This window comes from Mesorhizobium sp. ORM8.1 (genome assembly GCF_053005525.2).
Genome location: NZ_CM132600.1, coordinates 3,797,806 through 3,823,718 on the forward strand (window position 1 = coordinate 3,797,806; position 25,913 = coordinate 3,823,718).

Annotated in this window: 22 protein-coding genes and 3 pseudogenes; 10 read left to right on the plus strand and 15 right to left on the minus strand. The window is 63.3% G+C overall.

Translation table 11 applies throughout. The annotated features are described in order from the left end of the window. The first annotated feature begins 5 nt into the window (after positions 1-5). Positions 6-1,835 (plus strand): membrane protein insertase YidC, encoded by a 1,830-nt coding sequence (gene yidC, locus ACVDG8_RS18995; RefSeq protein ID WP_447256051.1) that lies wholly within the window; start codon positions 6-8, stop codon positions 1,833-1,835. Between the two features lie 370 nt (positions 1,836-2,205). On the opposite strand, the gene ACVDG8_RS19000 is transcribed toward yidC, so the two are convergent. The 3 genes from ACVDG8_RS19000 to ACVDG8_RS19010 are packed head-to-tail and all read right to left on the minus strand — an operon-like array spanning position 2,206 to position 5,163. After that, on the minus strand, positions 2,206-3,750 hold the full coding sequence (locus tag ACVDG8_RS19000) for a DHA2 family efflux MFS transporter permease subunit (protein WP_447256052.1): 1,545 nt from the start codon (positions 3,748-3,750) through the stop codon (positions 2,206-2,208). After that, positions 3,747-5,039 carry an HlyD family secretion protein gene (locus tag ACVDG8_RS19005; protein ID WP_447256053.1) on the minus strand — a complete coding sequence of 431 codons (1,293 nt, stop codon included), beginning with the start codon at positions 5,037-5,039 and terminating at the stop codon, positions 3,747-3,749. The genes ACVDG8_RS19000 and ACVDG8_RS19005 overlap by 4 nt, the downstream gene beginning before the upstream one ends. After that, a complete protein-coding gene (locus tag ACVDG8_RS19010; protein WP_447256054.1) occupies positions 5,032-5,163 on the minus strand; it encodes a hypothetical protein in 132 nt (43 codons plus the stop codon). The genes ACVDG8_RS19005 and ACVDG8_RS19010 overlap by 8 nt, the downstream gene beginning before the upstream one ends. 163 nt (positions 5,164-5,326) lie before the next feature. Between ACVDG8_RS19010 and ACVDG8_RS19015 the strand changes: the two genes are divergently transcribed. The 3 genes from ACVDG8_RS19015 to yihA all read left to right on the plus strand — a co-directional run bounded on the left by ACVDG8_RS19015 (position 5,327) and on the right by yihA (position 7,029). Continuing rightward, complete coding sequence (locus ACVDG8_RS19015) at positions 5,327-5,641, plus strand: hypothetical protein (protein WP_447256055.1); 315 nt, start codon at positions 5,327-5,329, stop codon at positions 5,639-5,641. A 93-nt stretch (positions 5,642-5,734) separates the two neighbouring features. Continuing rightward, positions 5,735-6,373, plus strand: coding sequence for a CatB-related O-acetyltransferase (locus ACVDG8_RS19020; protein WP_447256056.1), 639 nt, complete (start codon positions 5,735-5,737; stop codon positions 6,371-6,373). Continuing rightward, on the plus strand, positions 6,370-7,029 hold the full coding sequence (gene yihA / locus ACVDG8_RS19025; RefSeq protein ID WP_447256057.1) for a ribosome biogenesis GTP-binding protein YihA/YsxC: 660 nt from the start codon (positions 6,370-6,372) through the stop codon (positions 7,027-7,029). Before ACVDG8_RS19020 ends, yihA begins: the two co-directional genes overlap by 4 nt. A gap of 6 nt (positions 7,030-7,035) precedes the next feature. Here yihA and ACVDG8_RS19030 read toward each other — a convergent pair whose 3' ends face one another. Both ACVDG8_RS19030 and ACVDG8_RS19035 read right to left on the minus strand, forming a co-directional pair. Continuing rightward, entirely contained in the window at positions 7,036-9,447 is a 2,412-nt protein-coding gene (locus ACVDG8_RS19030; RefSeq protein WP_447256058.1) for a DNA translocase FtsK, read from the minus strand. Positions 9,448-9,700: 253 nt separating this feature from the next. Next, complete coding sequence (locus ACVDG8_RS19035; RefSeq protein ID WP_447256059.1) at positions 9,701-10,399, minus strand: TetR/AcrR family transcriptional regulator; 699 nt, start codon at positions 10,397-10,399, stop codon at positions 9,701-9,703. A 133-nt stretch (positions 10,400-10,532) separates the two neighbouring features. On the opposite strand from ACVDG8_RS19035, the gene ACVDG8_RS19040 reads away from it, so the two are divergent. Beyond that, positions 10,533-11,726, plus strand: coding sequence for an HlyD family secretion protein (locus tag ACVDG8_RS19040; protein WP_447256060.1), 1,194 nt, complete (start codon positions 10,533-10,535; stop codon positions 11,724-11,726). A 124-nt stretch (positions 11,727-11,850) separates the two neighbouring features. Further along, a complete protein-coding gene (locus ACVDG8_RS19045) occupies positions 11,851-13,440 on the plus strand; it encodes a DHA2 family efflux MFS transporter permease subunit (RefSeq protein WP_455707169.1) in 1,590 nt (529 codons plus the stop codon). Between the two features lie 112 nt (positions 13,441-13,552). Here the strand turns inward: ACVDG8_RS19045 and msrB are convergent, their stop codons facing one another. From msrB to ACVDG8_RS19070, 5 genes and pseudogenes are all read right to left on the minus strand, one after another. Further along, complete coding sequence (gene msrB, locus ACVDG8_RS19050; protein WP_447256062.1) at positions 13,553-14,056, minus strand: peptide-methionine (R)-S-oxide reductase MsrB; 504 nt, start codon at positions 14,054-14,056, stop codon at positions 13,553-13,555. A gap of 244 nt (positions 14,057-14,300) precedes the next feature. Beyond that, the gene (locus tag ACVDG8_RS19055) at positions 14,301-14,855 is read right to left on the minus strand and encodes a fasciclin domain-containing protein (protein ID WP_447256063.1); all 555 of its coding nucleotides are present in this window, start codon (positions 14,853-14,855) and stop codon (positions 14,301-14,303) included. A 79-nt stretch (positions 14,856-14,934) separates the two neighbouring features. Continuing rightward, positions 14,935-15,491: pseudogene (locus ACVDG8_RS19060) on the minus strand (fasciclin domain-containing protein). Between the two features lie 208 nt (positions 15,492-15,699). Then, entirely contained in the window at positions 15,700-16,422 is a 723-nt protein-coding gene (locus ACVDG8_RS19065) for an anti-sigma factor (RefSeq protein ID WP_447257385.1), read from the minus strand. Then, positions 16,419-16,958 carry a sigma-70 family RNA polymerase sigma factor gene (locus ACVDG8_RS19070; RefSeq protein ID WP_447256065.1) on the minus strand — a complete coding sequence of 180 codons (540 nt, stop codon included), beginning with the start codon at positions 16,956-16,958 and terminating at the stop codon, positions 16,419-16,421. The genes ACVDG8_RS19065 and ACVDG8_RS19070 overlap by 4 nt, the downstream gene beginning before the upstream one ends. Positions 16,959-17,204: 246 nt before the next feature. On the opposite strand from ACVDG8_RS19070, the gene ACVDG8_RS19075 reads away from it, so the two are divergent. Together ACVDG8_RS19075 and argB are read left to right on the plus strand one after the other, a co-directional pair. Then, positions 17,205-18,701, plus strand: coding sequence for an amidase (locus tag ACVDG8_RS19075; protein ID WP_447256066.1), 1,497 nt, complete (start codon positions 17,205-17,207; stop codon positions 18,699-18,701). Between the two features lie 165 nt (positions 18,702-18,866). Beyond that, complete coding sequence (argB, locus tag ACVDG8_RS19080) at positions 18,867-19,760, plus strand: acetylglutamate kinase (protein WP_447256067.1); 894 nt, start codon at positions 18,867-18,869, stop codon at positions 19,758-19,760. Positions 19,761-19,767: 7 nt separating this feature from the next. Here argB and bchE read toward each other — a convergent pair. Beyond that, positions 19,768-21,335 (minus strand): annotated as a pseudogene (bchE, locus tag ACVDG8_RS19085) (magnesium-protoporphyrin IX monomethyl ester anaerobic oxidative cyclase). Between the two features lie 118 nt (positions 21,336-21,453). Then, positions 21,454-21,930: an Lrp/AsnC family transcriptional regulator gene (locus ACVDG8_RS19090; protein WP_447256069.1), complete on the minus strand. Its 477-nt coding sequence runs from the start codon at positions 21,928-21,930 to the stop codon at positions 21,454-21,456. 135 nt (positions 21,931-22,065) lie between these two features. On the opposite strand from ACVDG8_RS19090, the gene phhA reads away from it, so the two are divergent. Then, positions 22,066-22,902 carry a phenylalanine 4-monooxygenase gene (phhA, locus tag ACVDG8_RS19095; protein WP_447256070.1) on the plus strand — a complete coding sequence of 279 codons (837 nt, stop codon included), beginning with the start codon at positions 22,066-22,068 and terminating at the stop codon, positions 22,900-22,902. Positions 22,903-23,006: 104 nt separating this feature from the next. Here the strand turns inward: phhA and ACVDG8_RS19100 are convergent, their stop codons facing one another. Beyond that, positions 23,007-23,459, minus strand: coding sequence for a MarR family winged helix-turn-helix transcriptional regulator (locus tag ACVDG8_RS19100; RefSeq protein ID WP_447256071.1), 453 nt, complete (start codon positions 23,457-23,459; stop codon positions 23,007-23,009). Positions 23,460-23,600: 141 nt separating this feature from the next. Between ACVDG8_RS19100 and ACVDG8_RS19105 the strand changes: the two genes are divergently transcribed. Then, a complete protein-coding gene (locus tag ACVDG8_RS19105) occupies positions 23,601-23,768 on the plus strand; it encodes a hypothetical protein (protein WP_447256072.1) in 168 nt (55 codons plus the stop codon). Positions 23,769-24,235: 467 nt separating this feature from the next. On the opposite strand, the pseudogene ACVDG8_RS19110 reads toward ACVDG8_RS19105, so the two are convergent. Together ACVDG8_RS19110 and ACVDG8_RS19115 are read right to left on the minus strand one after the other, a co-directional pair. Further along, positions 24,236-25,674, minus strand: a pseudogene (locus ACVDG8_RS19110) (GMC oxidoreductase). Further along, positions 25,671-25,829, minus strand: coding sequence for a hypothetical protein (locus ACVDG8_RS19115; RefSeq protein WP_447256074.1), 159 nt, complete (start codon positions 25,827-25,829; stop codon positions 25,671-25,673). The pseudogene ACVDG8_RS19110 and the gene ACVDG8_RS19115 overlap by 4 nt, the downstream one beginning before the upstream one ends. Positions 25,830-25,913 lie beyond the last annotated feature (84 nt).

A 25,913-nucleotide genomic window follows, 5' to 3' on the forward strand; every position in this document is an offset into this window, starting at 1 on the left:
CTTCGATGGAAAACAACCGTAATTTCTTCATCACCATCGCGCTGTCGGTGTTGATACTGGCGCTCTGGCAATATTTTTACGTGTTGCCGCACAGCGAAGCCCAGCGCGAGCAGGCCCGCATCGAGCAGCAGCGCGTCGAAGCGCAGAAGAAGGAGGCGCAAGGGACCAACCCGGGCGCCGCCGGAGCGCCGGCCCCGGCTTCCGGCACCATTCCGACCGCGCCTGGCAGCGGAACCTCTACCGCGAAGAGCCGCGAAGAGGCCATTGGCCAGACCAAGCGCGTCAAGATCGACACGCCGAGCCTTGAAGGCTCGATCAATCTCACCGGCGCGCGGCTCGACGACCTCAAGCTTAAGCACTACACCGAGACGGTCGACAAAGAATCGCCTGAGATCGAATTGCTCAACCCGGCGTCGCTGGCGAACGGTTATTTCGCCGAGATTGGCTTTTCCGGCACGCCGGACATGGGTCAGATGCCGGGCCCCGACACGGCATGGCAGGCTGATGGCAATGCGGCATTGACCCCGTCGACTCCCGTGACACTGACTTTCACCAATGACAAGGGCTTGACCTTCAAGCGCACCTTCTCTGTCGATAGCCAGTATATGTTCACCGTTTCCGACATGATCCAGAACGGCGGCGCGGCACCTGTGACACTGTCGAACTACGGTCGTGTCACCCGTTTCGACAAGCCGCCGGTCGCGAGCACGTATGTCCTTCATGAGGGCCTTATCGGCGTGACTGGGACCGAAGGCCTGGAGGAATACAAATACGCGGCGATCGAAAAGGCAAAGGAATACAAACCGGGCAAATCGACCGATGGCTGGCTTGGCATCACCGACAAGTACTGGGCTGTGACCTTGGTGCCTTCGGGCAAGCAGCCGTTTCAGCCGAAATACTCCTATTTCGAGTTCACCGGCGGACCTCACGCCCACAGCTATCAGTCCGACTTCCTATCCGACCCGATTACAATCGCGCCTGGGCAGTCGACTACGATCCAGTCCGACATATTCGCTGGTGCGAAGGAAGTCGCCAAGATCAACGCTTATGAGGCCGACCGTCACATTCGCCAGTTCAATCTTCTGATCGACTGGGGCTGGTTCTATTTCATCACCAAGCCGATGTTCTGGCTGATCGACACGCTCTACAAATTCTTCGGCAATTTCGGCCTGGCGATCCTCGCCACCACCGTCATCGTCAAGGCCATCTTCTTCCCGCTCGCCAACAAATCATACGCCTCGATGGCGAACATGAAGAAGGTGCAGCCGAAGATGACCGAAATCCGCGAGAAATACGCGGACGACAAGATGAAGCAGCAGCAGGCGATGATGGAGCTCTACAAGACCGAGAAGATCAATCCGCTCGCCGGCTGCTGGCCGGTGGCGCTGCAGATTCCGGTGTTCTTCTCGCTCTACAAGGTGCTCTACATCACCATCGAGATGCGGCACGCGCCGTTCTTCGGCTGGATCCACGACCTTGCGGCGCCCGATCCGACCTCGGTCTTCAACCTGTTCGGCCTGATACCGTTCGCGCCGCCCGCCTTCCTGCCGCATATGGGCGCCTGGGCGGTGGTCATGGGCATCACAATGTTCCTGCAGATGCGCATGAACCCGACGCCGCCGGACCCGACGCAGGCCGCGATCTTCACCTGGATGCCGGTTATCTTCACCTTCATGATGGGCAGCTTCCCGGCCGGCCTCGTCATCTACTGGGCCTGGAACAACACGCTGTCGATCCTGCAGCAGGGCGTGATCATGAAGCGCCAGGGCGCCAAGATCGAACTATGGGACAATCTGACGGCGCTGTTCCGCAAGAAACCATCGCCGGCGGAATAGCCGGCGCCCCCAATCTTTTCGAATACAAAACCCGGCTTGGCCGGGTTTTTGTTGATCAGGCCGGGTGAGCAGTCGCCAATCTTCGTGATTGGCCGTGGCCATATTCCCGGTCGTCATTCCAGGGCGGAGCAAGGAGCGAAGCGACGCGCGCAGACCCTGGAATCCATGCCGTTACGCCAAGGCGTTGCTGCGTTTCAGAATTGCTGCACCGTTGCACCCTTCGGCAAAGGTCACGGCATGAATACTCGGGTCAAGCCCGAGTATGACGACGTCGCGGGGTTCGGCCAATCTCCAACGTCGGCGACGGAGGCGCCAGCCTGTCGACGATTGAGCCGAGATCGATGGCCGGATGGCCGAGCCGTGCGACGGCTCATTCCATGACGGCGCTGTGATCGACCTTGGCCGGCGTGCCGGGCTTGCGCAGCAACAGCACCAGCGGGATGGCCGCGAGCGACAGGATCATCATCAGCTTGAAGTCGTCGACATAGCTGATGATCGTAGCCTGAAGCGTGACCAGCCCGTCGAGCGCGGCGCGGCCGGCGGCCGTATAGGGGTTCATCGCCTGCGCTATCGCCGGATCGCTGAACGCCTGGTTGAAGGGCGTCACATAGGCGGAGATGTTGGCGTGATTGACCTGCACGTTCTGCGTCAAAAGCGCCGAGACCACCGAGATGCCGACGCTGGACCCGATGTTACGCGACAGATTGTAGAGGCCCGTGCCCTCCGAGCGCCGCTCCGGCGCCAGCGTGGCGAAGGTGATGGTGGTCAGCGGCACGAACAGGAAGCCCAGGCCGGCGCCCTGGATGAAGCCGGTGCTGATGATCGTCCATTGCGAGACAGCGGGCGTCCAGCCGGTCATGTCGTACATCGCCCAAGCCGTGATGGCGAGGCCGATGAACAGCAGCCAGCGCGTGTCGACCTTGCCGACCAGGCGGCCGACGAGGAACATGCAAGCCATGGTGCCGAGACCGCGCGGGCCCATGACGATGCCGGCCGTCACCACCGGATAGCCCATCAGCGTCTGCAGATAGGGCGTCATCAGCGCCAGCGAGGCGAGATAGGTGATGCCGATGATGAAGATGAAGATCATCCCGACGGCGAAATTCCGGTCGAGGAACAGCCTGGGATTCACGAAGGTGTTGCGGGCGGTGAAGGTGTGGACGATGAAGATGTAGAAGGCCGACGCGCAGACCAGCGCCTCGACGACGATCTCCGCCGACGAGAACCAGTTGAGCTGCTCGCCGCGGTCGAGGAACATCTGCAGCGCGCCAATGGAGACGCTGAGCATGCCGAAGCCCAGCCAGTCGAGCTTGGCCTTGAGATCGAGCTTGGTTTCCTGGACGAACATCGACACGCCAAAAAAGGCCAGCGCGCCGATCGGCACGTTGATGTAGAAAACCCAGCGCCAGGAGACGTTCTCGGTGAGCCAGCCGCCGATGACCGGGCCGAGCACCGGCCCGACCATCACCGAGACGCCGAACAGCGCCATGGCCGAGCCGCGTTCCTCGACGCTGTAGATATCGAGCAGGATGCTCTGCGACAGCGGCACAAGGGCGGCGCCGAACAGGCCCTGCAGCAGGCGGAAGCCGACGATCTGCGGCAGCGATTGGGCAAAGCCGCACAGCACCGAGGCGACGACGAAGCCGGTGATCGCCACCAGAAGGATGCGCTTGCGGCCGAAGCGGTTGGCAAGGTAGCCCGAAGGCGGCGTCATCACGGCGGCAGCGACGATGTAGGAGGTGAGCACCCAGTTGATCTGGTCGGCGCTCGCCGAGACGCTGCCTTGGATATAGGGCAGCGCGACATTGGCGATGGTGGTGTCCAGCGCCTGCATGATGACCGCCAGGATGACGCAGGTGGTGATGGCGCCGCGATTGGCGATCACGGGCGCGCCTGTCGCGGAAGCCGTTGTCATGACTTTGTTCCGGAATGCTTGAAGAGACCGGTGATGACGTCAGGCAGGCCACGCGCATGGCCGGTGTCGATATCGACCACGGCGCTCATGCCGCCGCGCAGTGGCGGCTTGCCCTGGGGATCGTCGATCGTCACCCGCATCGGGATGCGCTGCACGACCTTGACCCAGTTGCCGCTGGTGTTCTGCGCCGGCAGCAGGGAGAAGCTGGACGACGAAGCGGGGCTGATCGAGCCGACGGTGCCGTGCCAGACCTCCCCCGGATAGCCGTCGATGCTGATCGTCGCCTTCTGCCCGGGCCGGACATAGGTGAGCTCGGTCTCCTTCGGCTCGGCCGCGATCCAGATATCGGTCGACGACACCAGGCTGAAGGCCGGCTGCGAGGCCGGCAGATATTTGCCGACCTGCAGCGCGTCGACATTGGTGACGATGCCGTCGAACGGCGCCTTGACAACCGAGTCGTTGAGGTTGCGCTGCGCATCGTCCACCGCCGACTGGGCCTGCAGGTAGAAGGGGTTCTTCTCGACCGGCTGGCTGGCATCGCCGCCGAGCTGAGCGAGCATGGACTGTGCCTGTGCCTTGGCGACGATCACCTTCTGGCGCGCGGCGACGAGATCGTGCTGGGCGCTGTCGAAGGTCGCCTTGGAGGCGGTCGAGGTCTTGAGCAGGTCCTGCTGACGCTGGAAAGCGGCCTCGTAATAAGGAATGTCGGCCTGCGCCTGATCGATCGATGCCAGCGACTGCTGGTAGCTCGCCTGCAGGGTCAGCACCTGGTTGCGCACCGTGCCGAGCTGCGCCTGAGCGCCCGCAAGCGCGGTCTGGAAGGAGGCCGGCCGCAGCCGGAACAGCACCTGGCCCTTCTTGACCACCTCGTTGTCATGCACGTCGATCTCGTCGACGGTGCCGGAGACGTCGGTGGAGACGCCAAGCGACTGCGCCTGGATATAGGCATTGTCGGTGCTCATGACCTGACCGCCGACAACGTAATAGTAGCCGCCGGCCACCAGCGCGACCGGAAGCAGTGCGAACAATATCGGCCGCGTCAGGCTGCGACGCGGCTTGACGGGAGCCGGCGGCGCCACGGTGACCGAGGCCGGCTTGGGCTGCGCCGAGGGGGCTTCAAGGGCCGCCGGCTCGGGAGCCACGAGCGCTTCCAGCTCATCGTCTTCGATGGGCGGGTTGGGGCCGCGCCTTTGCTCGCGCTGGCTGTCCAGGCGGATGACCTGGTCGCTTACTCTGTCGCCGGCATTGTCCTCGGCGGCGGGCTTTCTGGTTGAGGTTGATTCAGACATGGACTTTCTCCCGGTCGAGGACCGGCTGGGCGCGGGCCTCGAGCAGATTGGAATTGATCAAGCGCTTTTCGAACGGACGCGCGACGTCGTGCAGCACGAAGCTGATGGTGAGTGAGATGGACATGGGAGGATATCGAGTCGGCGACAACTTTTCGTGAGCATGCTTATTATCACCATGCACATAATCCTGCTGGACGCGGCGCGCAAGACCGACTAAGGCGCTTGGTAAAAATTTCGCATGGGCCACGGCAACGTTGGCTCGAGCTATCGGCGAGCAAGACAAGACGATGTACGGACTCAAAATCACCCTTATCGCCACCCTTGTCGGGTGCGCTTTTCCAGCCGCTGCCAAGGACGCGGTCAGCTGCGGCGGGGCGGCGATGCTAGGGGGCGCGCAGCTCAACTGCAGCCACGTGCAACCCAAGGCGCCGGCGCAATTCTGCACCTTCAGCTGGGCTCTGCACACGACGACCGGAGACCAGAAAATCGTCGAGGGCAGCTTCTCGCTGCCGCCGGGAGCATCGAATGTCCAGGTCTACCAGGGCAGCGGTTTCGACAGCGCTCTTTCCAACCCAATCGTGATCTGCCGCGGCAGCCATTGAGCGCTTTGTGCTATAGCCGGATCACGTTAGTTTGATCGGATGTCGACGTCGCCGGCTGCGCCGGGACGCGCCTGCAATCATGGAGGGACCGTGATGACCGGACCCAATCCCAATATCAAGCACCCGGTTGCGATGCATCCGCGCATCGGTTTCCTGAAAGGACTGGTGAAGGCGCCGAACATCGAGATCGGCGACTTCACCTACTATGACGATCCCGACGGCCCGGACGCATTCGCCGAGAAATGCGTCCTGCATCACTACCCCTTCATCGGCGACAGGCTGATCATCGGCAAGTTCTGCGCCATCGCGGAAGGCGCGCGCTTCATCATGAACGGCGCCAACCATGCCATGTCCGGCTTCTCGACCTATCCGTTCAATATTTTCGGCCATGGCTGGGAGGAAGGTTTTGACCCTCAGACCTGGTCGAAGGAGATTCGCGGCGACACGATCGTCGGCAACGATGTGTGGATCGGCATGGATGCGGTGATCATGCCGGGCGTGAAGATCGGCCACGGCGCCATCATCGCCGCGAAATCGGTTGTCACGCACGATGTGCCGCCCTATGCGATCTTTGCCGGCAATCCGGCCAAGGTGGTAAAAATGCGCTTCGACGACTTCACAGTGCGGCGCCTGCTCAAGGCGGCCTGGTGGGACTGGCCGGTGGACAAGATCAGCCGCAACCTCAACGCCATCCGTGGCGCCGACATTGCCAGACTGGAGGCCGCGGTTTGAACGCGCCAAACACAACCGTGATCAGCTCCGAGCTTTTCACCCACGCGTGGATATTCATCCGCGGCGTGCCGTCGATGAAATTCCTGCCGCCGGAAGGACCGCCAGAGATCGCCTTTGCCGGCCGCTCCAATGTCGGCAAGTCGTCGCTGATCAACGCGCTGGTCAACCAGAAGGGGCTTGCGCGCACCTCCAACACGCCGGGACGCACGCAGGAGCTCAACTATTTCGTGCCGGACGGCTTTTCAGGCGAGGGCGCCGACCTGCCGCCGATGGCGCTGGTCGACATGCCCGGCTACGGCTACGCCAGCGCGCCGAAGGAGAAGGTCGATGAGTGGACCAAGCTGATCTTCGAGTACCTGCAGGGGCGCGTGACGCTGAAGCGCGTCTATGTGCTGATCGACGCCCGCCACGGCATCAAGGCCAAGGACGAGGAAGTGCTGTCGCTGCTCGACAAGGCGGCGGTGTCCTACCAGGTGGTGCTGACCAAGACCGACAAGATCAAGGCCGCCGGCGTGCCGAAACTGATCGAAGAGACGCTGGCCAAGATCAAGAAGCGGCCAGCTGCTTTTCCGATCGTATTGGCGACATCCTCGGAAAAAGCCGAAGGTCTCGACGAGTTGCGGGCCGCGATCGTGCTGGTGGCAAACGGCGGCTGACGCCTCTCAGTCTATCTCCTCGCGTTCCGGCTCGCGATCGCGACGTCCAGTGAGTATCTCGCGCTTGCCGACATGGTTGGGCGTGCCGACCAGCCCTTCCTTCTCCATGCGCTCGACCAGCGAGGCGGCACGGTTGTAGCCGACGCCAAGCCGGCGCTGGATGTAGGAGGTCGAGCATTTCTTGTCGCGTTTGACGACCTTGATAGCTTCCTCGTAGAGGGCATCGCCATCGTCCTCGGCGATCGCGGTCTTGTCGAAGACCGGGCCGGTGTCGTCGGCTTCCTCGCCCTCATCCTCATCGGCGGTGACGGTGTCGAGATATTCGGGACGGCCTTGCGCCTTGAGATGCGCCACGACCTGCTCGACCTCGAGGTCGGACACGAAGGGGCCATGCACGCGCGCGATACGCCCGCCGCCGACCATATGCAGCATATCGCCCTGGCCGAGCAGCTGCTCGGCGCCCTGTTCGCCGAGGATGGTGCGGCTGTCGATCTTGGAGGTGACCTGGAAAGAAATGCGTGTCGGGAAATTGGCTTTGATGGTGCCGGTGATGACATCGACCGAGGGGCGCTGCGTTGCCATGATCAGGTGGATGCCGGCGGCGCGCGCCATTTGGGCGAGGCGCTGGATGGCGCCTTCGATCTCCTTGCCGGCCACCATCATCAGGTCGGCCATCTCGTCGACGATGATGACGATGTACGGCATCGGCGTCAGATCGATTTCGCGCTCCTCGAACAGCGGCTCGCCGGTGCCCTTCTCGAAGCCGACCTGCACCTGCATGGCCACGGTTTCGCCCTTGTCGCGGGCGCTTGCGGCGCGCTGGTTGTAGCCGTCGATGTTGCGCACGCCCAGCCGCGCCATCTTGCGGTAGCGCTCCTCCATCTCGCGCACCGCCCATTTCAGCGCCGTCACCGCCTTCTTGGAATCAGTGACGACCGGGGTGAGCAGATGCGGGATGCCGTCATAGACTGACAGTTCCAACATCTTGGGATCGACCATGATGAGGCGGCACTCCTCCGGCTTCATCCGGTAGAGCAGCGACAGGATCATGGTGTTGATGGCGACCGACTTGCCCGAGCCGGTGGTGCCCGCGACCAGAAGATGCGGCATCTTGGCGAGTTCGGCGATGACCGGTTCGCCGCCGATGGTCTTGCCAAGGCCGAGCGCGAGCTTGCAGGACGTGTTGCGGAAGCCGGCCGAGCCGATCAGCTCGCGGAAATAGACGGTCTCGCGCGTTTCGTTGGGCAGCTCGATGCCGATGACGTTGCGGCCCGGCACCACGGCGACGCGCGCCGAGACGGCCGACATCGAGCGGGCGATGTCGTCGGCCAATCCGATGACGCGGCTGGACTTCACGCCCGGCGCCGGCTCGAACTCATAGAGCGTGACGACCGGGCCCGGACGGACGTGGATGATTTCGCCCTTGACGCCGAAATCCTCCAGCACGCTTTCGAGCAGGTCGGCGTTCTGCTCCATCCGCTCCTGCGACATGTAGAAGCCCTGGCCTTCCGGCGGCACCTGCAAAAGGTCCTCGGACGGAAGCTCGTAACCGGCCGCAACGGCCGCGGGCACGATCTTGCCGGCAACGGGCAGCGAGGGTTTGGCGGTCCGGAGGCTCCTCGCCTCGGAACCCGGCGCCAGCGCTGCCGAAGCGGGCGCGACGGCCGGGGCGGCAACGGGAGCCGGAATCGCGGCCGCGCTGGCGAGCGTCGCGTTCGAGCGCCATTCGATGACGCGGTAAAACGATGTCGCGTCGCTCATCAGAGCGGGGCGGGGTTGGCTTGGCTGCGGCGTTGGATGCGCCGGCGCGGACATGACGCGCGGCGGCGCTGAACCGCCAGACAGCTGTGCGGCTTCGTTCTGGCGCGCCCGTGCCAGACGTTCGGCCAGGAAAGGCATGCCGAATTCGAAGAACGCGTGATCGGAAAGATAGGACCAGCGCAGTCCGGTCGGGCGCGGCTTCGGCGCCGGAGCGGCAACAGCAGGCGGCGGCGCGGCGGTCGTCGTGTGAACAGTGGCGACAGAGGGGGTAACTGGCCGAGTTGGGTTAGTCTTCACAGGAGCCGGCGGCGCGGATCTGACAGGCGTCGCCGCGGAATTTGGTTTCGGCGGTAGAGCGGCCTCCGTCTGCGGCGCAGGGCGCTTTACGGCGTCGGAATCGGGCGTGCGCGTGAAACGCACGTTCGGCGCGAGAAAGAAATAGTTCTGGAAAGTCGGACGGTTGAATCCGCCGTCGGTCGAATCGGACGATTCATCGCGGACGGCGTTCGATCCGGCGACGGGCACGGCGCGCAACGGGACAATTTGCGCCGCTTGCGGCTGCGCGCCCGTGTCGTGGCGCCCAACGTCCTGCGGATGATGATTGTCGTCGCTATCGTAGGCCGAGGCACCGGGAAGATTGGCACGGGGGAAACGCATGGATGTCATACTCGAGACTCGCCGATTGCACGTGTCCCGAGACATAGAAAGCGATGGTTAACAGGTCCTTCCGAAAGCCCGTGAGGAGGTCGTCCACGGTCAGATTTGATCGGAAAAGATTTACCTGGTGTCGAAGCAACCCACAGCTCCGTTCGAGCTGCCGATACGCATCACGAACCTTCCGGTCCGCGCGGGTGCATCCATGTCTGCTGTCGCGAGCTCCGCCCGCCAAAGGGGCACCCGCTTGGGATGGTCAGGCCGATTCCGACGCCCGTTCCTCGGCGAAAAGCTTCTCGGTGCCGTAGGCCTTGAGGAACACATCGACACCCGACCGCACGATATGCTCGATCTCAGCCTGGCCTGGGGCCTTGGTGCGATAGGAGAAGATGCACTGCCGGAAAAGGCCGGCGAGACAAAGCTCGGTGAACTGATAGGCGGCGAGATCGACGTCGTCGATCTTCAGGAGACCGCGTTCAACGGCTCCATTGAGGAAGACCATGACATTGTCGTGGCCGCGCTTGGGACCGCGTTCGTAGAAGCGCGCGCCAAGCTCGGGGATTCTGTCGGAGGCGCCAACGACCGTGCGCTGCGCCTGGATGACCCTGGCCGAGGTGATCTTGACCGAAAGCACGGTGCCGAATTTCACCAGTGTCTTGCGCAGGTCCTCGAAGTGATCGAGTACCTCATACATGTTCTTGAAGATGCTGCCGCGCTCTTCCTCGATGAGCGCCTCGAAGAGTTCTTCCTTGTTCTCGAAATAGACGTAGATGGTGCCCTTGGAGACGCCGGCCTCGCGCGTTATGTCGTTCATCGACGCGGCTTCGAAGCCCTTGTCTATGAAGACGCGGCGCGCGCCCTCGATGATCTGGGCCCGCTTTACAGGATCCTGCCCGGCCGCCGGTCGGCCCTTGCGCAGGTCGAGCAGATCGCTTTCCGCTGTCGTTTCGACCATTAAAGTCACACCTCGCAAAATATTTCGAACCGCTCGGTTCGATTTCCTCTTGATATGGGCCTCTTCCTACGCTATGTCAACGTCCAATTCGAACCGAACGGTTCAGTCTGACTGACAATCCAGAGAGATCATCATGTCCTCGAACGCGCCCGCCACCGCTGAAGTCCGCACGTTTCCCAACGCCAAGGTCCAACCGTCGACCGAAGCTCCGGAAGCCCCCACGCAGCCCGTCACTCCGGTCCAGGCGCCTGCCGCCGAAGCGCCGGCCAAGAAGAAGCGCTCGGTGCGCTCATTCCTGTTGCCGATCATCGGCGTCGCGCTGCTCGGCGCCGGTGCCTGGTATGGCTATGACTATTGGACCGACGGCCGCTTCATGATCTCCACCGACGACGCTTATGTCCAGGCCGACACGTCGTTCGTGTCGCCCAAGATCTCGGGCTACATCGACAAGGTCCTGGTGAGCGAGAACCAGCAGGTAAAGGCCGGCGATCCGCTGTTCGTCATCGACAACGGCGACTACAAGATCGCCGTTGCCCAGGCCGAGGCACAGATCGCCACGCTGGCCAAGACGCTCGACCGCATCGACGCGCAGACCAAGGCAGCCCAGGCTTCGCTGCAACAGGCCCAGGCCTCGAAGGTTGCCGACCAGGCAGCCGCCGCCAACGCGGGGCGTGCCCAGGTGCGCGCGGCACAGCTGGTCAAGACCCATGTCGGCACGCAGGCGCAGCTCGACGACGCTCAGACCGCGCTCGACCAGGCCAACGCGGCGCTGGTCGGCGCCGATGCGCAGATCGCCGCGGCGCAGGCCAATATCGGCGTGCTGGAAGCCCAGCGCGTGGAATCGGCCTCGACGCTCGCTTCATTGCAGCTGACCCGCGACAAGGCAGCGCGCGACCTCGCCTTCACCGTGCTCAAGGCGCCTTATGACGGCGTCGTCGGCAACCGCTCGGTCGAGCAGGGCGACCTCGTCAGCCCCGGCCAGAAGCTCGCCGTCGTCGTGCCGATGGACAAGCTCTACATCGTCGGCAACTTCAAGGAGACGCAGCTTGGCCGGATGGTGCCTGGCGAGAAGGTGCGCATCACGGTCGATGCCATCAATGGCCAGACCTTCGAAGGCACCGTCTCGTCGCTGGCGCCGGCGTCAGGTGCGGTGTTCTCGCTGCTGCCGCCGGAAAACGCCACCGGCAACTTCACCAAGGTGGTGCAGCGGGTGCCCGTGCGCATCGACGTGCCGGCCGATGTCCTGAAGACCGGCAAGCTGCGCGCCGGCCTCAGCGTCGTCGTCGCCGTCGACAGCCGCACCGCGCCCGCCAGCACGACCAACTAAGCACTTTTGGGGGGACGGTTCGGGGGCCTGTCGAGCACCGAACCGTCCAGCCCGCCAGTCTTTGTTTCGATGCAATTCCGAACGGAAACCCGTGTTCCTGGAATTGCTCTAGGGAGGCCATGATATGGCAACCGCAACCCTGACAGCAGGAGCGCCGCCGGCAAGGCCGGCAGTCCCTGACACCATCTCGACGCGGCGCGTCATCGCGTTCCTGGCGATGGTGTTCGGCATGTTCATGGCGATCCTCGACATCCAGATCGTCTCGGCCTCGCTGGCCGAGATCCAGGCGGGTCTCAGCGCCAGCTCGGATGAAATTCCGTGGGTGCAGACCGCCTATCTGATCGCCGAAGTTGTGATGATCCCGCTGTCGGGTTTCCTCAGCCGGATGCTGTCGACGCGGGTGCTGTTCACCATCGCCGCCGCCGGCTTCACCGCGGCCAGCGCGCTTGCCGCGACCGCCACCAACATCGACCAGATGATCGTCTACCGCGCCATCCAGGGTTTCATCGGCGGCGGCATGATCCCCAGTGTCTTCGCGGCAGCCTTCACCATCTTCCCGCCGTCGCGCCGCGCCGTCGTCTCGCCGATGATCGGTCTGGTGGCGACGCTGGCGCCGACCATCGGCCCGACGGTCGGCGGCTATATCAGCCACGCTTTCTCATGGCATTGGCTGTTCCTGATCAATGTCGTGCCGGGCATATTGGTGGCGACCGCGGCCTGGTCGCTGATCGATTTCGACAAGCCGAACCTCAAGCTGTTCAGCAAATTCGACTGGTGGGGCCTGATCGGCATGGCCGCCTTCCTCGGCTGCATGGAATATGTGCTGGAGGAAGGCCCGAACCACGACTGGCTGCAGGAGCCGGCGGTGTTCGCCTGCGCCGTCATCATGACCATCGGCGCGGTCATATTCTTCTGGCGCGTGTTCACCGCAGAGGAACCGATCGTCGATCTCAAGGCCTTCACCAACGTCAATTTCGCCTTCGGCTCGCTGTTCTCTTTCGTCATCGGCATCGGCCTGTACGGCCTCACCTATCTTTATCCGGTGTTCCTGGGACGCATCCGCGGCTACGATTCGATGATGATCGGCGAAGCGCTGTTCGTCAGCGGCCTGGCGATGTTCGTCACCGCGCCAATCTCCGGCTTCCTGTCCAGCAAGATGGATTTGCGGCTGATGATGATGATCGGCTTCTTCGGCTTTGCCACCGGTACCTGGTGGATGACGCATCTGACCGCCGACTGGGATTTCTATGAGCTGCTGATCCCGCAGATCCTGCGCGGCTGTTCGATGATGCTGTGCATGGTGCCGATCAACAACATCGCGCTCGGCACTTTGCCGCCGGACCGGCTGAAGAATGCGTCGGGCCTGTTCAACCTGACCCGCAACCTCGGCGGCGCCGTCGGCCTTGCGCTGATCAACACGGTGCTGATCAACCGCAACGCCTTCCACTACGCTCGACTGGCCGAGCATGTGCAGTGGGGCAGTGCCGCCGCGCAGACCAAGCTGCAGAACATGACGCTCGATTTCGAGCAGACCGCCGGGCTCGATGCCACGAGCGCCGCGATCTCGAAACTGTCGGGCATCGTCCAGCAACAGGCGGCGCTGCTGTCCTTCATGGACGTGTTCATGCTGCTGACGGTGCTGTTCGCCTCGCTCGGTTTCTTCGTGCTGTTCATCAACAAGCCGGCCCAGCAGGGCGGCGGCGGAGGCCATTGAGGAGCCGGAACCCCCGCCTGGCATCCTCACGCGTGACCCCGGAAATCATCACGATTTCCGGGGTCATTCTTTTAAAGATCGAACAGATTTTGCCGTCAGCCGAAGTGCTATCTCAGGCGGAGGCCGGCTTGAAGCTCAGCGCCACGCCATTGATGCAGTGGCGCAGGCCGGTCGGCGGCGGACCATCGTCGAAGACATGACCGAGATGGCCACCGCAGCGGCGGCAATGCACTTCTGTGCGCGTCATGCCGAGCGAGCGGTCCACGGTCTTGCCGATGGAATTGGCAATCTCCTGGTAGAAGCTTGGCCAGCCGGTGCCGGAATCGAACTTGGTCTCGGACGCGTAGACCGGCAGGTCGCAGCCGGCGCAGGCGAACACACCCTTGCGGTGCTCGTTGAGCAGCGGGCTGGTGCCCGGATATTCGGTGCCTTCCTTGCGCAACACGTCGAAGGCGGCGTCGGAAAGGATGGCGTGCCACTCGGCGTCGGTCTTGGTGACCTCAAAGGTCTCGGCGGCCGAAGCCGGATTCGGCCCACCCGTGCGCAGAAGCGCCCCGGATCCGACAATCAGAGCGGCGGCGGCGGCCCCGCTCCAGAGAATATCACGACGGTTCATGGCCTTTTCCTCCTGCACATTTGTGCCAGATCGCGGCGCCACCTGAAAATCAAAAGCCGGTGACGCTGCCTGTTATCCTGACGCAATTCCATACGGAGAACCGCTGCACACTTCTCCTGGAACTGCTCACAATGATGCTCCGCATCGCCTTTCCAGGACAACGCGGAGCACACTCTTGCCGGATCACGCGGATCTTTGCGGCCGGCGCGGTTCGACCTATTCTTCGCCGGCCGGGCCCGCTTTGTTACATCTTCGGCAAGAGAACCTTGTCGATGACGTGGATGACGCCGTTCGACTGGCGAACGTCGGGGATGGTGACATGCGCGACATTGCCGTTCTCGTCGGTCACGGTGACCTTGCCGCCCTTGGACTTCAGCGTCAGCTCGCAGCCGCCGACCGTCTTGACGGTATGCGCACCGCCATCGGCCTTGGCCATCTTGGCGACGTCGGCGGCCATCGCCTGGGCGGCGACGACATGACAGGTCAGGATCTTGACCAGCTTGTCCTTGTTCTCGGGCTTGAGCAGCGTGTCGACGGTACCCGGCGGCAGCGCGGCAAAGGCTTCATTGGTCGGCGCAAAGACCGTGAAGGGGCCCGCGCCCTGCAGCGTGTCGACCAGGCCGGCGGCCTTGACGGCGGCGACCAGCGTGGTGTGGTCCTTCGAATTGACGGCGTTCTCGATGATGTTCTTCTTGGCATACATCGGTGCGCCGCCGACTCTTGGATTGGCGTAGGCAGTAGCGCCAAGCGCGGAAAGGCCGATCGCGGAGGCGAGCAGAAGGGTGGCGAATTTACGCATGGTGTCAGTCTCCTTGGTGTGTTGGATGCGAGATATTTGAATTTTCGGTCGGTCGGTTCGGGCCGGCCCGTCGCGTTGGTTACATCTTCGGCAGCAGAACCTTGTCGATGACATGGATCACGCCGTTCGACTGCTCGACATCGGCGATGGGCACGTTGGCGACATTGCCGTTTTCGTCGGTCACGGTGACCTTGCCGCCGTCAGCCTTGAGCGACAGCTCGCAGCCGCCGGCGGTCTTCACCTTGTGGGTGCCGCCATCGGCCTTGGCCATTGCCATGACATCGGCAGCCATCGCCTTGGCGGCGATGACATGGCAGGTCAGGATCTTGACCAGCTTGTCCTTGTTTTCGGGCTTGAGCAGCGTGTCGACGGTGCCGGCTGGAAGTGCCGCAAAGGCCTCGTTGGTCGGCGCGAAGACCGTGAAAGGGCCGGGTCCTGCAGCGTGTCGACGAGGCCGGCAGCCTTGACGGCGGCGACCAGCGTCGTGTGATCCTTCGAATTGACGGCGTTTTCGACGATGTTCTTGTTGGCATACATGGCGGCGCCGCCGACCATCGGGTTATCGGCATAGGCAACGGCGCCCAGCGCGGAAAAACTGATCGTGGTGGCGAGCAAAAGGGTAGCGAGTTTACGCATAAAGTCAGTCTCCTTCGGTGAATTTTCCCGTGCTTGGGAATGCGAGTAGATACGGCTCTGACAAAACTTAGTTTCGCAAACTTGCTAAGTTTTTTTATTCTCGGATCAATTTCATATCGCCGTTTTCTAAGACGGCAAAATTCCATCCTCCGACGCCTATCGGAGGATGGAACTATATTAGACTTTCAGTATACTTCCTGATGAAGGATCAGATGCCCTTCAGGTCGCCCGCGGCAACGACTGGGCCGGTCGGCTGGCCGGTCGGCGAACCGCCGGTCGGCTCGAGGCTGACGGCAAGCACGGCGCCTTGCGCGAGCTTCTGCTGGACAGCGGGTGTGACGGCGATGCGCGCGGTCTGGCCGGCCGGGATGACGCCCATCGATACAGGCGCATTCTTGCCTTCGATCATCCAGAGTTCGAAATCCTTGCCGGCGCCACGATCGCCGGAGACCAGCGACAGGCCGACCTCGTGACGGGCCGCGTCATAGACGGCGAGGTATTTGACATTGCTGTTGTCGGCGGCGAGCGAGGCGACCAGCCTGGTCTCGGCCTGCGGCGCCGGCGGGTTGAGATAAGGCAAAGCGACATAGACGGCCAAAGCGGCAATCGCGGCGGCGGCAAGGCCGCGCCAGAAGGCCAGGCTCGACCACATGCCGGCGCGCGGCGCGGCGGATGTGGCGGCAGAGGATGCAAACAGCCGGCGGTCGATCGCCACCTTCACGGACGCCGGCGGCTCGACGGCGGCATAAGCGGACGCCATCGGTGCGAAGTGGACCTCCCAGCCATCGACCAGACCGGCAAAGGCCGTTTCGGTGGCGATGCGGCGGGAAGCGATCTGGCGCTCGTCGGCTGCCAGAACGCCGAGAACGTATTCGGCGGCGAGCAGGTCGTCGCCTCCACGTTCCGGTCCGTTGTCCTCTGCCAGCGTCATCTTTCCAGACATTCTCTAAGTTTCAGCAGGCTTCGCCGCAGCCAAGTCCGCATCGTGTTCAGCGGCACGTTGTGACGTTCCGCCAGCTCGGCATAGCTTTCGCCGTTCAGATAGGCGCCCCGGACGGCCGCCGCCCGGTCTTTCTCCAGTTCGTCGAGGCAGTGGTAGATGCGTTCGGTCTCGCCGCCCGCCACAGCCATGGCCTCGGGTCCCGGCGCCGGATCGGCGACGTCGAGGGCTGCATCGATGTTGGCAGAAGGATTGCGCCGCACCCGAATGCGATCAATCGCATGGTTGCGTGCAATGGCCACCAGCCAGGAAATCGGGCTCAGATCGGAAACCGCGAAACGATCCGCCTTCGTCCAGACTTTGACGAAGACCTCCTGCAGCGCTTCTTCCGCATCTCCTCGGTCCTTCAATACACGAAGGCAGACGCCAAAAAGTTTCGAGCTGGTCTGCCTATAGAGCAGATCGAACGCGGCCCGGTCCTTCATCGAAGTCCGGACGATCAGCTTGCTGATGTCCTGCGGCGCCATGGAGGCAAATTAGAAGATTGTGATCCATTTGCAACCGACCTGCGGACGTTGTCCACGAAAGGTCATCACCGAGATGCGAAGCGGTTTGGGCGGCCTTTATTGGCGTTGCCAAAGCAAACCGGCCGCCGTTGGAGCGTTTCGCCGAAAACGGCGAAGCGCTCTAACTTTTTCTTGCGCAATTCCGGACAGAAAACCGCTCACACTTTTCCTGGAATTGCTCTAGCCTTTGAAAAAGAGGGAACGGCGATGTCGGTCGAGCGCGTGCTTTGGGAACAGGATGCGACCGGTCTTGCCGATCTCGTGCATCGAAACGAAATCTCGCCCGAAGAGCTGGTCGACGCTGCGATTGCGCGCGCCGAGGCGACACGGCCCGACATCAACGCCATAGCGACGCCACTTTACGAAGCGGCGCGAGCCCGAGCCAGGACGGTGGACCGCCAGCTGCCGCTGGCCGGCGTGCCGTTCGCGCTGAAGGATCTCGGCATCGGTATCAAGGGCGTGCCGATCCATGGCGGCAGCCGTATTGCGCCTTTCTCGGCCGATTTCAACTCGGTGATGGTCGAGCGCTATCTCGACGCGGGGCTCATTCCGATTGCTACCAGCACGACGCCCGAGCACGGGTTGCGGCTGATGACGGAGTCCGCCCGCTTCGGCATCACGCGCAGCCCGTGGAACACCGGCCACACGACCGGCGGCTCGTCCGGCGGCGCGGCTGCCCTTGTCGCGGCGGGCGTCGTGCCGGCCGCGCATGCGTCCGACGGCGGCGGCTCGATCCGCGTGCCTTCGGCCTGCAGCGGGCTGGTGGGTTTGAAGACCTCGCGCGGCCGCGTGCCGCTGACGCCGCTGATCAGCGAGAGCTGGTACGGCATGGTCGTCGACCATGCCGTCAGCCGCTCGGTGCGCGACACGGCGCTGCTGCTCGACCTTACCCATGGCGCCGACCCGCTGTCGCCTTATGCGGCACGCGCGCCGCAGGGCACGTTCGCAGCGGCCGCGGCACGCGACCCCGGCAAGCTCAACCTTGCCGTCTACCGCAAATCGCCGCTCGGCCTGCCGATCTCGGACGAAACGATTGCCGCGCTCGACACGGCGGTGGCGCTGGCGCGCGAGGGTGGCCACAGCGTGGAAGAGATCGACCTGCCCTTTATCGGCCGCGACTTCTTCGCCGATTTCTGCAAGACGGTCGGCTCGGCCGTCGCCGGCACGATGCGCGGCGAGGCGCAACGCCTCGGGCGACCGGTCACCGGCGAGGTCGAGCGCGCGACGCGCGTGCTCGGCCGCCTCGGCGAAATGCTCTCGGCCGGCGAGGTCTATGACGGGCTGCACCGGCTCCATGCCACGGCACGCCAACTGATTGCGGAGACCGCGCGCTACGACGCGGTGCTGATGCCGATCATCGCGCATCCGCCGCTGGCCTGCGGCTCGATGGACCCGAAGGGCGCGGACGAGCTGATCGAGAGCCTGCTCGACAAATTGCATCTCACCGGCCTGCTCAAGATCAAGGCGCTGTTCGGCCAGCTGATGGACAAGAGCCTGTGGTTCACGCCGTGGCCGGCGATCCAGAATGTCAGCGGCCAGCCCTCAATCGCGCTGCCGGTGCATGTCACGGCCGCCGGCCTGCCGCTCGGCATCCAGGCCGCAGGCCGACCCGGCGACGAGGAGACGCTGCTGTCGTTCGCCGCGCAGATGGAGAAGATTTCCGGATGGCTGGGGCGCCGCGCGCCGCTCAAGGTGCCGGCCTAGAACAGTCGGTCAGATTTCATCATTGTGACCGCAAAGCCGTTTGCGGCCTGCGGCAATTCCCGCTAAGACCCCGCCATTCACGCTTTAGCCGCCGATTTAAGCATGTCCTCATCCCGAAACCGGCTACCACTTTCGGGAAGCATGCTTCAGCTGGGATCGACACCGATGACGGACATCGCCGCCACCGCCGAAATGCAGGCCGCGCTGCTTTCCAGGGCGCTGCCCTATATGCAGCGCTACGAGAACAAGACGGTGGTGGTGAAATATGGCGGCCATGCCATGGGCGACCATGAGCTCGGCAAGGCCTTCGCCCGCGACATCGCGCTTTTGAAGCAGTCCGGCGTCAACCCGATCGTCGTGCATGGCGGCGGGCCGCAGATCGGCGCGATGCTTGCGAAGATGGGCATCGAGTCCAAATTCGAGGGTGGTCTGCGCGTCACCGACCAGAAGACGGTCGAGATCGTCGAGATGGTGCTGGCCGGCTCGATCAACAAGGAGATCGTCGCGCTGATCAACGCCGAGGGCGAGTGGGCGATCGGGCTGTGCGGCAAGGACGGCAACATGGTGTTCGCCGAAAAGGCGCGCAAGACGATGATCGACCCGGATTCCAACATCGAGCGGGTGCTGGATCTCGGCTTTGTCGGCGAGCCGGTCGAAGTCGACCGCACGCTGCTCGACCTTCTGGCGAGCTCGGAGATGATCCCGGTGCTGGCGCCGGTGGCGCCCGGCCGCGACGGCCACACCTACAACATCAATGCGGACACCTTTGCCGGCGCCATTGCCGGCGCCTGCCAGGCGACGCGCCTGCTCTTCCTCACCGACGTGCCCGGCGTGCTCGACAAGAACAAGAAGCTGATCGACGAGCTGACGGTCGCCGAAGCCAAGGCGCTGATCAAGGACGGCACCGTGTCGGGCGGCATGATCCCCAAGGTCGAGACCTGCATCGAGGCGATCGAGCGCGGCGTCGAAGGCGTCGTCATCCTCAACGGCAAGACGCCGCATTCGGTGCTGCTCGAGCTTTTCACCGAGCACGGCGCCGGCACGCTGATCGTTCCGTAGAGCTTTACTAGCCGGCTAATCTTTTTGCTTCCGGCTCGACCCGGACTTCGACAATCGGCAGAGCCGGTCTGCGGGATGGCAGCCTGACGGTCATCGATTCCTCCTCCGCGTCCTGCGGCGCGCCCCAGAATTCGGCGAGCGTCGGTCCGTCCGTCACGCGGCGATCGGCGACCAGAAAACCCCAGATCTCGCGGAACCAGACGCGGCGGCCCATCTTGGTGTACCAGCGCATCGAATGGCGCTGCTCGGGATCGGGGTGAAACAGGACGCGCGCCAGCGCCTTCGGCCTGGATTGCACAGCGACTTCGATGAGCTTGACCGCGAAGAACAGCACCCACGGCTTCAGCCTCGTCATGTGCATCACCTGGTGCTTGTAATCCCAAAGCCGCACATCCTTCTGGATCACCTTGCGGTCGCGGGCGATGCGGAAGAACGGCGCCCAGCGATGCGGCGTGACATAGAGCGCCTGGATCTGGTCGGGGTCATAGGCGATAAGCTGGCGGAAGCCGCGCCAGAGATCGCGCAGGGTTTCGTCCTCGAAGCCGGCGACCCAGGTCGCCATCGACAGGATGCCGTGCCGCCGGAGCAGCCGGATCGCCTCGCGGTCGGATTTCGTGCTACCGCCCTTGCGGATCAGCGACAGCGTTTCCTCGTCGGTGTTCTCCATGCCGAGCAGCCAGCGGATGACACCGGCCTTGCGGTAGAGATCGAGGATATCGGCATCGCGCACGATGTCGTCGGCGCGGGTCGAGCCGACGATCAGCACCGGCACATTCTCGGCGATCAATGCGTCGAGAAAGGCGCGCCAGGCCTTCTTCGAGGAGGTCGGGTTCTCGTCGGCGAGGTTGATCAGCTCGACGCCGTGCTCACGGTGCAGCCAGGCGATCTCCTGGCGAACTTGACCGGGTCGCGATGGCGCCATCGAGTCCAGAAGCCACGCTGGCCGCAATAGTTGCACAAATGCGGGCAGCCGCGCGAAAACTGCATGACGACCGCCCGCTTGCCGCCCCAATAACTGTAGCGGCGATGGTCGATCAGCTCCCAGCCGACGCGGTAAGCGTCGAGATCGCCAATTGTCATCGCAGCTTGCGTCGCGGCGGGACGGCCGAGGTCGTCGCGATAAGCGATGCCGGCGACGCTTGCCACCGGCTGGCGCATCTCGATGGCCTCGACCATCGCCGTCACGGTCGCCTCGCCCTCGCCGCGCACGATGAAGTCGAAGACGTTCGTCTCGGCGAGGATGTCGCGCCAATGATAGGTCGGGAAGACGCCGCCATAGATGACGATGACGCCTGGCGCACGTGCCTTGACCATCCGGGCGATGCTGAGCGCGGTCGGATGCGCCGAGGTCGAGCCGGAATGGCCGATCAGGACGAAGTCCGGATCACTGCTCAGGGCATCCTCGACGAGTGTGGTGAGCGGCATCGGCCCGAACTCGGCATCGACCAGCCGCACGCCATGGCCGGAATCGATCAGCGGGCCGCCGATCGCCAGCAAACCGAGCGGCGGCAGATGGTCGTCCGGCACACGGCTGCCGATGGCGGTGTGCGGCGGATTGATCAGCACGATGTTCATGGCGGACCTCCAAACTGGTCCACCGGTGGTATTTGCCGGAGGTGAAGCCGCCTTGGCGCGATTGCGCAGTTTCCAAGCAGCTTTCCCGGAGATTTCCGATCCGAGCGCCGGAATCGCCCTACCGCTTCAAATGCGCCAGCGGGACGTGACCGGGCCCCTTGATGTTCTGCAGCACGAGCTGGGTGTGGACGTCGCGCACGCCGGGTAGCCGCATCAACCGGTGCATGACGAAGGCGTTGAGGTCATCCACCGACGGCACCAGGACATGCAGCAGGAAATCGTGGTCGCCGGTCATCGTCCAGCAGGACGAGACCTCGTCCATGCGTTGCACGGCGGCAATGAAGCTTTCCGGCGAGCCGTCGCTGTGGCTCACCAGCCGGACCTGGATGAAGACCTCGACGGTGAGGCCGACGGCGCGACGGCTGAGCACTGCGGCAAAGCCCTTGATGATGCCGGTTTCCTGGAGCGCGTCGAAGCGGCGCGCGCATGGCGTGGTCGACAGGCCGATCTCCTGCGCCAATTCGGACACGGGCTTGCGTCCATCGCGCTGCAGGATGTCGAGCATCTTGATCTCGAATTCGTCGAATTGAGGCATATTTTCTCGATCCATCGTTATAAAGAGTGTCTTTACCTCAAAATCGACTGACAAGCCAGAAACAAGGCTGATTTGCCTCGTCAGGAGCCGCTAAGTTCCCCTTCACGATCCGAGGATCACGATCTTGAGGAGGAAATGATGACGATGAGCGTTGCCGACTACGCCCGCGACTGCGCGGCGCAAGGGCTGCGCGGCGACTATTCGGTCTGCCGCAGCGATTTCACGGTGGCTCAAGAATACAATTACTCATCCGAGGAGCAGGCGGTGTGGCGCACGCTCTGCGACCGCCAGACCAGGCTGACACAGAAGCTGGCGCACCGCTCCTATCTCGATGGCGTTGCATCGCTCGGCCTGCTCGACCGGATCCCGGACTTCGACGCGGTGAGCGAGAAGCTCACCAAGCTGACCGGCTGGGAGATCGTCGCGGTGCCCGGCCTGATCCCGGCCGGGCCGTTCTTCGATCATCTCGCCAACCGCCGCTTCCCCGTCACCAACTGGTTGCGGACGCGCCAGGAGCTCGACTACATCGTCGAGCCGGACATGTTCCACGACTTCTTCGGCCATGTGCCGATCCTGACCCAGCCGGTGTTCGCCGATTTCATGCAGATGTATGGCCAGAAGGCCGAGGACGTGATCGCGCTCGGCGGCGATGAGATGATCACCCGGCTCTACTGGTACAGCGCCGAGTACGGCCTGATCCAGGAACCCGGCCAGCCGCTGAAAGCGTTCGGCGCCGGGCTGATGTCGTCCTTCACCGAGCTGCAGTTCGCGGTCGACGGCAACGACGCGCATCATGTGCCATTCGAGCTCGAGACAGTGATGCGCACCGGCTATGAGATCGACAAGTTCCAGCGCGCCTATTTCGTACTGCCGTCCTTCGACGCGCTGCGCGACGCCTTCGGCAGCGCCGACCTCGCCGGCATCGTTGCGCGGTTCAAGGGCCAGCCCGCGCTCGATCCGGCCACCGTATAAGGCCGGTTATCGCTCAACCGACTTTATGAGCGGTTCAGCTGCCGGACAGGCAGCTGAGCCGCTTTGAACATGTCCGGACAAGCCCTCGACAGCCGCTTTGGCCGTCAGCCGGCGTCCACGGGTTCGGCCTTGAGCCGCGCCAGTTGCTCATTCTGCAGCTCGAGGGCGGCGGTCACGAAACGCAACACGGTGGCCAGCTCGGCATCGCTGAAGCCGGCCAGCACTTTTTGCCCTTCGCGGGCGATCGGGCCGTAATAGCGCTCGGCGAACTTCCTGGTGGTTTCGGTTTGCTCGATGACGACCTTGCGCCTGTCTTCCAGGCTGCGGGTGCGTGTCAGCATGCCGCGTGCCTCGAGCCTGTCGATCAGCGACGTCACCGCCGCCGGCGTCAAGCCGGTGGCGATCGCGATCGCACCCGCCGATTGCGGGCCGGTCTGCAAAAGGCCGAGGCACAGCCGCTCGGCCGTGCCCAGGCCGACCTTGGCCCCCACGGCCTCGTCATAGGACTGCGTCGCATCCTGCCAGCGCATGATGGCGAGCCCGATGGCCGCATCCATTTCCGCACGATTCATACTTGACGATTTTATTTCGATCATCTAACTATCATTTTGTCTAACATTAAGACGACATCAATAATATGCGGCCGCCCCGGCCTTCTTGGCAAGACCCAAATGCCGCCGCCAACACGGAGAATAAGAATGTTCGATACCCAGACCTGCGCCCCGCTGACCCCGGCCGAAGAGTACAACTACGCCAAGCTGGCGATGGAATGGTATGGCTGGGGCTCGCCGATCGGCTTAGGCATCCTGCTGGTTTCGCTGGCGGCCACGGCCGTGCTGCTGCGCATCGCCATCTTCGGCTTCTGAGCCCGGCTTGCCCATAGCGGCGGGTTCGTCCCCGACCCCGCAATTTTGCGACCGAAGTCGGATGTCGCAGCGCATTGGTCCCTAGGCTGAAACATAAGGCCTGTTATCCCATTTGGCATCAGACAGGCGAATATGAGTCCCTTCATTCGCCGGTTAACCGAACACCCGCTACATCGAACATTGGCGGGTGTTCGGATGTTCCCGGGAGACGCGCGTGCAGCTTGGCAAGATCATCGCAAACCTATGTGCCGTCATCCTGGCAGCGTGCTGCCTCGCCATCGTATTCCTGTTGGCCGGAAAGCCTCACTGGCCGGACAACAAAGCGAAGATGGTTGTCCTCTTGCCGCGGGATGCCATGGCCACGGCATCGATATCGGGGCCAAGTCACCCACGTTTGCCGGATAGCGTTGACGCCGGACTTCTGCAGGCGAGGCCCCGGCAGGGCGGCGCGAGGTGAAGTGCTGGCGTCAGACGGCGATAACTTTGCTCAGATGATCGCCCAAGCGGCAGGCAAGCGCGGTGATGGTCGTCGTCGGATTGCACTGGCCGGACGTGCAGAACACCGACGAGCCGCCGACATAGAGATTGTCCATGCCGTGCACCTTGCAATTGGCGTCGACGACGCTCTTGGTGATGTCGGTGCCCATGCGGGTACCGCCCATATGGTGATGGCCGGCCGTCTCGTCATTGGTCGGGTAATCGTCGCCGTTGCTGATCCAGTCGGCGATGCGCACGCGGCCGAGATTCTTCTGCGCCATGGTGGTGCCGAGCAGCCTCAGTCCTTCGAGCAAGGTGCGGTGTTCGAGCGGCGACTTCTTCCAGTGCAGCTCGATGCGCGGCACGCCGGCATGGTCGACATCGGTCGTCGACAGCTCGATCTGGTTGGTGGCGAGCGGCGCCTGCTCCCAGGCAACGTAGAGCTGGGCCGCGCAACGCAGATTCTGGTCGAGCTTCGAGGACATCCACTCAGCCATGTCCGGCGCCGTGCAGGCGAGATCGGCGATCAGCCGCTTGACGTTCGGATAGGGCGTCTCGATCAGGCGGATGCCGAAGTTCATGATCTGCAAGCGTTTCATCGCCGCGAGCGTCGGCGAGAAGAACGCTTCGTTGGAGGCATCGACTTCGAACTCCGAGTAGTTGGCGAGAATGGCGTTGCCGCCTTCGAAGGTCGGATGCTCCATCCAGTAGCGGCCAAGTGCGGTGGCATTCGGCACCACGCCACCGTTCGAGCGCTGGTTCGACCACAGGAGCAGCCTGGAGTTCTCCAGCCCGCCGGTGCAGGTGACGAAATAGTCGGCCGTGAAGGTGCCGGCGTCCTGGCCGTTCGACCACAGCTTCGCGCCGGTGACGCGCTTGCCGTCGCCGGCGAGCTCGGTCGCATAGGTGTTGAGCACGACGGCGATGTTCTTGCTCGCGTCGAGCTCGTCGGCATATTTCTCGCCGAAGCGCACCGCCGGGCTCTTGATCAGCTGGACCCAGCGAATGTCGTCCGAAACCGGCACATCGGGGCGGAAATCCGGGAGCTCAATATGTCGTGGACTTCGCCGAGATAGGGCTCGATGTCGGCGCGGCTGATCGGCCAGCCGGTGTCCGGCGCCCAGGCCTTGGGCTCGAAATCCTGCTTGTCGAGCACACGGCACCAGCCGGCCCAGTGGTTGGACGAGCCGCCCATGAAGCGCAGCCTGGTGATGTCGAGATCGAAATAGAAATCGCCGACCGTCTTGCCGCGGTAGAAATCCTGCGATTCGTCGTTGAATTCGCGCGAGCCGGCCTCGAGCACGATCACCGGAATGCCCGCGGCACCGAGCTTTCTGGCGATCGTGGTGCCAGCCGGGCCGGAACCGAGAATGCAAGCCTTTGGCTTGAAGCCGGCCTGCTTGTAGGCTTCGTAACTGTCGAAGATCATGCGAGGTCACTCCGCCTCAGGATCCAGCCATTGACCTCGACGATCTCATTGGGGTCGACAATGGCCGGCTGGTTGCGGAAGAGCGACAGAATAGGCAGCGCGATAAGCGCCTGCGCGAGCGTGCGGCGCGACATTTTCTTTATGATACGGCTCATGACACGTCTTTCGATGGGGCTTCGATCCACGCATGCGATTCCCTGAACGGCACACGTACCGCCGAGGACGCCAATTCCATGCCA

Bases quoted from the DNA above. Each gene is read 5' to 3' on its own strand.
- ACVDG8_RS19065 (WP_447257385.1), bottom strand. From the start codon at position 16,422: ATGACGCTGGCAGAGGACAACGGACCGGAACGTGGAGGCGACGACCTG.
- ACVDG8_RS19030 (WP_447256058.1), bottom strand. From the start codon at position 9,447: ATGCGTTTCCCCCGTGCCAATCTTCCCGGTGCCTCGGCCTACGATAGC.
- ACVDG8_RS19005 (WP_447256053.1), bottom strand. From the start codon at position 5,039: ATGTCTGAATCAACCTCAACCAGAAAGCCCGCCGCCGAGGACAATGCC.
- yidC (WP_447256051.1), top strand. From the start codon at position 6: ATGGAAAACAACCGTAATTTCTTCATCACCATCGCGCTGTCGGTGTTG.
- msrB (WP_447256062.1), bottom strand. From the start codon at position 14,056: ATGAACCGTCGTGATATTCTCTGGAGCGGGGCCGCCGCCGCCGCTCTG.
- ACVDG8_RS19040 (WP_447256060.1), top strand. From the start codon at position 10,533: ATGTCCTCGAACGCGCCCGCCACCGCTGAAGTCCGCACGTTTCCCAAC.
- ACVDG8_RS19020 (WP_447256056.1), top strand. From the start codon at position 5,735: ATGACCGGACCCAATCCCAATATCAAGCACCCGGTTGCGATGCATCCG.
- argB (WP_447256067.1), top strand. From the start codon at position 18,867: ATGACGGACATCGCCGCCACCGCCGAAATGCAGGCCGCGCTGCTTTCC.
- ACVDG8_RS19000 (WP_447256052.1), bottom strand. From the start codon at position 3,750: ATGACAACGGCTTCCGCGACAGGCGCGCCCGTGATCGCCAATCGCGGC.
- ACVDG8_RS19075 (WP_447256066.1), top strand. From the start codon at position 17,205: ATGTCGGTCGAGCGCGTGCTTTGGGAACAGGATGCGACCGGTCTTGCC.
- ACVDG8_RS19070 (WP_447256065.1), bottom strand. From the start codon at position 16,958: ATGGCGCCGCAGGACATCAGCAAGCTGATCGTCCGGACTTCGATGAAG.
- ACVDG8_RS19100 (WP_447256071.1), bottom strand. From the start codon at position 23,459: ATGGATGCGGCCATCGGGCTCGCCATCATGCGCTGGCAGGATGCGACG.
- ACVDG8_RS19010 (WP_447256054.1), bottom strand. From the start codon at position 5,163: ATGTCCATCTCACTCACCATCAGCTTCGTGCTGCACGACGTCGCGCGT.
- ACVDG8_RS19055 (WP_447256063.1), bottom strand. From the start codon at position 14,855: ATGCGTAAATTCGCCACCCTTCTGCTCGCCTCCGCGATCGGCCTTTCC.
- ACVDG8_RS19115 (WP_447256074.1), bottom strand. From the start codon at position 25,829: ATGAGCCGTATCATAAAGAAAATGTCGCGCCGCACGCTCGCGCAGGCG.
- phhA (WP_447256070.1), top strand. From the start codon at position 22,066: ATGATGACGATGAGCGTTGCCGACTACGCCCGCGACTGCGCGGCGCAA.
- ACVDG8_RS19015 (WP_447256055.1), top strand. From the start codon at position 5,327: ATGTACGGACTCAAAATCACCCTTATCGCCACCCTTGTCGGGTGCGCT.
- ACVDG8_RS19035 (WP_447256059.1), bottom strand. From the start codon at position 10,399: ATGGTCGAAACGACAGCGGAAAGCGATCTGCTCGACCTGCGCAAGGGC.
- ACVDG8_RS19045 (WP_455707169.1), top strand. From the start codon at position 11,851: ATGGCAACCGCAACCCTGACAGCAGGAGCGCCGCCGGCAAGGCCGGCA.
- ACVDG8_RS19105 (WP_447256072.1), top strand. From the start codon at position 23,601: ATGTTCGATACCCAGACCTGCGCCCCGCTGACCCCGGCCGAAGAGTAC.
- ACVDG8_RS19090 (WP_447256069.1), bottom strand. From the start codon at position 21,930: ATGCCTCAATTCGACGAATTCGAGATCAAGATGCTCGACATCCTGCAG.